The organism is Ruegeria sp. BHSA162, from assembly GCF_059613385.1.
This window is the reverse complement of record NZ_JBXWSK010000121.1, coordinates 1-6,542: the sequence shown is the minus strand read 5'-3', so window position 1 is coordinate 6,542 and position 6,542 is coordinate 1. Positions and strand designations below refer to the sequence as shown.

The window sequence follows — 6,542 nt, the reverse complement described above, 5'->3', positions numbered from 1 at the left end:
GGCCAATTTCCGCGCCTGGCCTTGGGTGAAGCAACGCTCGCGCTGGCTCAAAGGGTTCATGGTCACATACCTTGTCCACATGCGCTCGCCCCTGGCATTGATGCGCGATCTGGGGATGTGGCGCTTTCTGGGTGTCCAAGCCTTTTTCCTGGGGACGGTCGGACAATTCCTGCTTGCCCCGGTGCTGTGGGTCTTCTGGCTGACCTTCTTGGGGCTGACGAACCCTTTCGAAGCTGTATTGGCACCGCAAATCTTGAACGCCTGTGTCTACCTGTTCCTGACCGCCGAGGCCGCGAACATCCTAGTTGGAGGCTTGGGCGTGGTGGCCGGCGGTCGCCGTTTCCTGCTGCCGTGGGTCCCGACCATGGCACTCTACTACCCCTTGGGCGTGGCAGCAGCATACAAGGCGCTGTGGGAACTGGCGGTCAGACCATTCTTCTGGGACAAGACCCAGCACGGACAGGCCAGCGAAGAAGTGCAGCCAGACGAGGAAGCTATTTCTCGCGCCGGATTGCATCCTGCTTCAGCCGGGTCATGAACGCGACCGAGATATGTTCCTTCAGAGCTCGGTCGGCGGCTTCTTCGTCATGAGCCGCGATTGCCTCGACGATCCCCTTGTGCTCACTCTGAGCGATCTCACCGCGGCCCTGCGCGGCCAATGAAGTCGTTGCCATCAGAGCCATGGTGCGATGGACAAGGTCCAATTGCTGAACAAGGTAGCGGTTGTGCGACGCAAGGTGGATCTGCTCGTGGAACCGCCGGTTGGCCCGGGAAAGAGCCACTGGATCATCCACAAGCGCGTCATCGGCTTCGACCATATCCTGCAGGACTTTGATTTCCTCATCCGTGGCGTGGCGCGCGGCCAGTCGGGCCGCCAGCCCTTCCAACTCACGCCGCACGACATATAGCTCGGCCATCTGGTTGTGGTCCAGCGAGGCCACGATGAGCGACCGCCCGTCACGTTCCAGCAGCGACTGCGTCTCGAGCCGCTGCAGCGCCTCGCGGATCGGGGTGCGCGACACGCCGAACCGCTCGGCCAGTTCGCTTTCCACCAGCCGGTCGCCGGGTTTGTACACACCCACGTCGATCGCTTCGAGGATCAGGCTGTAGGCATCGGTCTGGGGCTGTCGGGACTGGTTCATTGGGTCGGGTCTCTCCTCGTTCGGACATGTCTATCCGGGCCATGGGTCTGCAATCAAGTGCGCCATTGAAAACCCGGTGGCCGCGGCCTAAACCCAAGCCTATGGTCAAGCCCGCATTTTCACATGTCACACAATGGGTGTTCGATCTGGACAACACCCTGTATCCGCCACACATGCGCCTGTTCGATCAGATCGAGGTGCTGATGACGGAATACGTGGTCGAAGCCCTGCGCGTCGACCCGGCCGAGGCTGACCGGCTGCGCCAGCACTATTGGCGCGAACACGGCACCACGTTGGCCGGACTGATGGCCGAACATGACCTAGACCCCGAGCCCTATCTGCACGCGGTTCATCAGGTCGACCTGAGCCACATGGAACCCGACCCTGCGCTGGCCGCGCATATCCGGGCCCTGCCCGGGCGGCGCATCGTCTACACCAACGGCAGCGCGCCCTATGCCGAGCGGGTTCTGGCCTCGCGCGGGTTGGATGGGCTGTTCGACGCGATCTATGGGGTCGAACATGCGGGATATCGGCCCAAACCGGACAAGGCCGCGTTTGAAACGGTCTTTGCCCGCGACGGCATCCGCCCCGACCGCGCCTCCATGTTCGAGGACGAGCCGCGCAACCTGCAGGCCCCGCATGACATGGGCATGCGTACCGTGCATGTCGCGCCCGATCCGCATGACGCGGATCACATCCACCACCACACCGATGACCTGACCGCCTTTCTCGCGCGCCTGATCTGAATCACCCGAAACTGCGACGATCCGCGCATTCTGCAGCTGCAAAGTCGTTCCTACATCAGGCTCAGCGACGAACAGAACTGGAGACCCCCCGATGACCGCGATCGAGATGCCCGGCCGCCTGCCTTTTTGGCAGCGCCTGCTTTTTGCAATTCCCCTGTTTGGCTGGCTGGCCCGCGATGCAGCCAATGGCAAGCCCGAGGATCTCGGCTATACCGTTGCGGCGCTGGTCAGCATGTGGGGCTGTTCGGCCCTGTTGTTCGGCCTGCCGGGCCTGTATCTGCCGGCCCTGGCGATGGTGCCGGTGATGTTCCTGATTCTGGTCCTGATCTCACGCGGCTAGACCACGGGACAGGATGTCACTTGGCGCAGGCCCCAGAACCGCACTAGGGTCCGCAGGCAACGGAGAGTGACGCGATGACCGACAGTTGTGACATCCTGATTTCCGGCGGCGGCATCGCCGGGCTGACCGCGGCGGCCGTATTCGGCGCCGCAGGGTTCGACGTGATCTGCGTGGACCCGACCCCGCCCGTCACCGACCGCGACGCCGACGGATCCGACCTGCGCACCACCGCGTTTCTGCAACCGGCCCACGGCCTGCTGCAGCACTGCGGGTTGTGGGACCGGCTGGAACCCCATGCCGCGCCGCTGCAGATCATGCGCATCGTGGACGCTGGCGGCGATATCCCCGAACCGCGCGTGGTGCGCGATTTCGACGCCGCCGATATCTCGGATCAACCCTTTGGCTGGAACCTGCCCAACTGGCTGCTGCGGCGCGAGATGGTGGCCCGGCTGCACGAACTAGCGAACGTCGATTTCCGCCCCGGCACCGGCACCGTCAGCCTGTTCACCCGCACCGCCGAGGCACGTGTGGGCCTGTCCGACGGCACGCGCATCCGCACCAAGCTGCTGATCGCCGCCGATGGCCGCAACTCGCCCATGCGCGAGGCTGCGGGGATCAAGGTCCACACCACGCGTTACGGGCAAAAGGCACTGGCCTTTGCTGTGACGCATCCGATCGCCCATGAAAACGTCTCGACCGAGATCCACCGGTCCGGCGGGCCGTTCACTCTGGTCCCCCTGCCCGACTGGCAGGGCCAGCCCTCGTCGGCGATCGTGTGGATGGAGCGCGGCCCGCGCGCGGTCGAATTGCTGAACCTGCCCGAGGCCGAGTTCGAGGCCGCGATGACCGAGCGGTCCTGCGGCCTGTTCGGACCGCTGAAACTGGCCTCGCGCCGGACAATCTGGCCGATCATCAGCCAATCGGCCGAGCGCCTGTCGGCCCAGCGCGTGGCCCTGATGGCCGAGGCCGCCCATGTGGTGCCCCCGATCGGCGCGCAGGGGCTGAACATGTCACTGGGGGATCTGCGCAGCCTTCTGGACCTGGCCCAGACCCGGCCCGACGGTCTGGGAGATGCCCAGATGCTGGAGGCCTATCACAAGGCCCGCCATGCCGAGATCGAACTGCGCGTCAAGGGGATCGACCTGCTGAACCGCGCCTCGATGGTCGAGGCACGGCCGTTGCGCGATGCGCGCGCTGCCGGGCTGAACGCGCTTTATTCGATGCCGGTGGTGCGCAAGACGTTGATGCAGATGGGCCTCGGCGTGCGCTGAGGCCCGTACCGGCCTACAGCACCTGATCCAGAACCCGCTTCAGCCGGGCCACCGTTCCGTCGACATCATACAGCTTGTCCAACCCGAACAGGCCCAGGCGAAAGGTGCTGAACCCTTCGGGCTCGTCACATTGCAGCGGCACGCCGGCGGCAATCTGCATGCCTAGCGCGGCGAATTTCTTGCCGTTCTGCACCTCGGGGTCGTCGATATAGCTGACCACAACCCCCGGCGCGCCAAAGCCTTCGGCCGCGACCGAAACGACCCCCTTGTCGCGCAGCATCGCCCGCACCGCATTTCCCAGCCGCCATTGCGCATCGCGCAACTTTTCGAACCCATAGTCCCGGGTCTCCTGCATCGTATCGCGGAACGCCCGCAGCGCATCGGTGGGCATGGTGGCGTGATAGGCATGGCCGCCGCCCTCATAGGCCTGCATGATCTGGCGCCATTTCTTCAAGTCCAGCGCGAAACTGTCCGAGGTGGTCTCGGCCAGCAGCGCTTCGGCGCGGTTGGACAGCATGGCCAGACCGGCGCAGGGCGAGGCGCTCCAACCCTTTTGCGGGGCCGAGATCAGAACGTCCACGCCGGTGGCCTTCATGTCGATCCAGGCACAGCCCGAGGCGATGCAGTCGAGCACCATCAACGCGCCGACCTCGTGCGCGGCAGCGGCCATCGCGGTGACATAGTCATCCGGCAGAATGACCCCGGCCGAGGTTTCCACATGCGGCGCAAACACCACGCTGGGTCGCTGGCTGCGAATGGTTTCGACCACCTCGTCGATCGGCGCCGGCGCAAAGGGCGACGGGCTGGAATTCCCCGTTTGACGAGCCTTCAAAACGGTGGCCGAGGCCGTCAGCCCCCCGGTTTCGATGATCTGGCTCCAACGATAAGAAAACCAGCCGTTGCGTACCACCAGCACGTTGGCGCCGCGGGCGAACTGTCGGGCCACGGCCTCCATCGCATAAGTTCCGCCGCCCGGCACCACGGCCACGCCGTCCGCACCATAGACCTCACGCAGCATCCCTGAGATGTCGCGCATCACCCGCTGGAACGCTTGCGACATGTGATTGAGCGAGCGGTCGGTGAACACGACCGAGAATTCTTCGAGCCCGTCCGGATCGACTGTATTCAACAATGCAGGCATGTTGTCTCCTTTTCTGGGTTGCTCACTTTCTGAAGGCTTTGCATCTGTTGGTAAAGTGCTCATTGACCCTCATGCGCTCCCCCTAAGTCAACGGTCAGAAGCTCGGCTGCACACCCGTCTCAGCAGCCTGATAGGCCGAATTGACGCCAATTAGTGTCACCTCTCTCTTTACACCTTGACGTGTTTCTGAACAGATACGCACATCTTGAGCTTGAAAGGATATTTTAGACCGTGAACGTTCAAAAGCGGATCAGTTTTCAATTCGTTCGGGACGAAGTGAAGCGGCGGATCGAGACACGGGTCTGGCCCCAAGGTTCCTTGCTGCCGACCGAAACCCAGCTTGCCGAAGAGTTCAACTGCGCGCGTGCAACCGTCAACCGTGCGCTGCGCGAACTGGCAGAGCAAGGGTTCGTCGAGCGCAAGCGCAAGAGCGGAACGCGGGTCAAGAAATCACCCAGCAAACAGGCCAAGCTGGAACTGTCGCTGGCCCGTCAGATCGTCGAAGACCAGAACCAGACCTACCGCTATGCCCTGGTCGAGCGCAGCATCGACAAGAGCCCGGGCTGGCTCAGCTCGCAACTGGGTCTGCCGCCGCAATCGCAGATCCTGCATCTGGTGTGCATGCACTATGCCGACAACCGCCCGTTTCAGCACGAAGAACGCTGGATCAACATTTCGGCCGTCCCCGAGGTTGAAGATGCCAATCTGGAAGAAGTCGGGCCGCATGAATGGCTGTTGAATGCGAACCCCTTCATTGACGCCGAGCTTGCACTCTACGCCATTTCCGCCGACAGCCACTTGGCAGATTATATGGGAACGACGACCGGGGCCGCGATGATTCAGCTTGAGCGCACGACCTGGAAAGACGGACAGCCGGTTTCGTTTGCCCGCCTGACCCACCATCCGGGCTATTGCATCCGTACTCGTTACTGACCGCTAGCCAATCGGCCCGGGCAGGCGTTCTTCGCTCAGCAGTACATTTGCTTCGACATCCCCGGCCCCCGGCAGGGTCATGATACGACGCCGCAGAACACGCTCGAAATCTGCCAGATCGCGTGCCACCACCCGCAGTCGGTAGTCATACAGGCCCAGTACGTGTTCCACGGTTTGGACTTCGGGAATGGCGCTAACGGCGCGTTCGAAATCCTCGAGGCTGACCTGGCCTTTGCGCGCCAGCTTGACGCCCAGAAATACTGTGACACCGAACCCCAGTGCCTCGGCGTTCAAGCGCAGCCTGCGCCCCTTGATGATGCCCGCCTGCTCCAGCCGCCGGATCCGGCGCCAGGTGGCAGGCTGCGACAGACCGAAACGCCGCCCCAGCGCACCTGCACTCTGCGTCGCGTCCTGAGCCAAAGCGCGCAGCAGTTTGCGGTCCAGTTCATCCAGTTCGATCATACCGGCAGCACCTCGTCCCGCTTGACCCGCGCGATGTGCATCAGGGCCTCGATATCGGCGATATGCGGCAGGGTCAGGATACGATCGCGATAGACCTGCTGATAATGCGCCATGTCCCGCGCGATGACGGACAGGCGGACATCCACCCGCCCCAGAAAGGTCTGGATCTCGATCACCTCGGGCACTTTGCGGGCGGCTTCGGTGAATTCGTCGAATGCGCGCGGCTGGGTTTTGTCCAGCGTCACCCGCAGCGACACCTCGACCGCATAGCCCATGGCGGACCAGTCGATCACGGCCTCCTGCCCCTGAATGATCCCGGCGGCCTGCATCTTCTCGATCCGCCGCCAGCACACGCCATTGCTGATCCGGCACCGCTCGGCCAGCTCGGCGGTGCTCAGGCTTGGGTCAGCCTGAAAATGGCGCAGGATACGGCGGTCGATGTCGTCAAGCATGACTTTTTCAAGTTTTCCGGTTTCTAAGAATTATTCTTCGCTTCTGTCGTCAATA

8 protein-coding genes and 1 pseudogene are annotated in these 6,542 nt (G+C 63.1%); 5 read left to right on the top strand and 4 right to left on the bottom strand.

What is annotated here, in order from left to right; all coding sequences use genetic code 11:
• Nucleotides 1-538: pseudogene (locus AC2FM5_RS18875) on the top strand (glycosyl transferase); the annotation flags it as partial.
• On the opposite strand, the gene AC2FM5_RS18870 reads toward AC2FM5_RS18875, so the two are convergent.
• The gene (locus tag AC2FM5_RS18870; protein ID WP_093962488.1) at nucleotides 495-1,142 is read right to left on the bottom strand and encodes a GntR family transcriptional regulator; all 648 of its coding nucleotides are present in this window, start codon (nucleotides 1,140-1,142) and stop codon (nucleotides 495-497) included. The pseudogene AC2FM5_RS18875 and the gene AC2FM5_RS18870 sit on opposite strands and share 44 nt — an antisense overlap.
• A gap of 101 nt (nucleotides 1,143-1,243) precedes the next feature.
• Here AC2FM5_RS18870 and AC2FM5_RS18865 point away from each other — a divergent pair, with 101 nt between their 5' ends.
• The 3 genes from AC2FM5_RS18865 to AC2FM5_RS18855 all read left to right on the top strand — a co-directional run bounded on the left by AC2FM5_RS18865 (nucleotide 1,244) and on the right by AC2FM5_RS18855 (nucleotide 3,499).
• On the top strand, nucleotides 1,244-1,888 hold the full coding sequence (locus AC2FM5_RS18865; protein WP_496737452.1) for a pyrimidine 5'-nucleotidase: 645 nt from the start codon (nucleotides 1,244-1,246) through the stop codon (nucleotides 1,886-1,888).
• A gap of 91 nt (nucleotides 1,889-1,979) precedes the next feature.
• The gene (locus tag AC2FM5_RS18860; RefSeq protein ID WP_093962490.1) at nucleotides 1,980-2,228 is read left to right on the top strand and encodes a hypothetical protein; all 249 of its coding nucleotides are present in this window, start codon (nucleotides 1,980-1,982) and stop codon (nucleotides 2,226-2,228) included.
• Between the two features lie 74 nt (nucleotides 2,229-2,302).
• Nucleotides 2,303-3,499 (top strand): UbiH/UbiF family hydroxylase, encoded by a 1,197-nt coding sequence (locus tag AC2FM5_RS18855; RefSeq protein WP_496737450.1) that lies wholly within the window; start codon nucleotides 2,303-2,305, stop codon nucleotides 3,497-3,499.
• Nucleotides 3,500-3,512: 13 nt separating this feature from the next.
• Here the strand turns inward: AC2FM5_RS18855 and AC2FM5_RS18850 are convergent, their stop codons facing one another.
• Nucleotides 3,513-4,640 carry an aminotransferase class V-fold PLP-dependent enzyme gene (locus AC2FM5_RS18850; RefSeq protein WP_496737448.1) on the bottom strand — a complete coding sequence of 376 codons (1,128 nt, stop codon included), beginning with the start codon at nucleotides 4,638-4,640 and terminating at the stop codon, nucleotides 3,513-3,515.
• A 231-nt stretch (nucleotides 4,641-4,871) separates the two neighbouring features.
• Here AC2FM5_RS18850 and hutC point away from each other — a divergent pair, with 231 nt between their 5' ends.
• Nucleotides 4,872-5,573, top strand: coding sequence for a histidine utilization transcriptional repressor HutC (hutC, locus tag AC2FM5_RS18845; protein WP_170363152.1), 702 nt, complete (start codon nucleotides 4,872-4,874; stop codon nucleotides 5,571-5,573).
• A gap of 3 nt (nucleotides 5,574-5,576) precedes the next feature.
• Here hutC and AC2FM5_RS18840 read toward each other — a convergent pair whose 3' ends face one another.
• A complete protein-coding gene (locus AC2FM5_RS18840) occupies nucleotides 5,577-6,035 on the bottom strand; it encodes an Lrp/AsnC family transcriptional regulator (RefSeq protein WP_170363151.1) in 459 nt (152 codons plus the stop codon).
• Nucleotides 6,032-6,487: an Lrp/AsnC family transcriptional regulator gene (locus AC2FM5_RS18835; protein WP_170366436.1), complete on the bottom strand. Its 456-nt coding sequence runs from the start codon at nucleotides 6,485-6,487 to the stop codon at nucleotides 6,032-6,034. Before AC2FM5_RS18835 ends, AC2FM5_RS18840 begins: the two co-directional genes overlap by 4 nt.
• Nucleotides 6,488-6,542 lie beyond the last annotated feature (55 nt).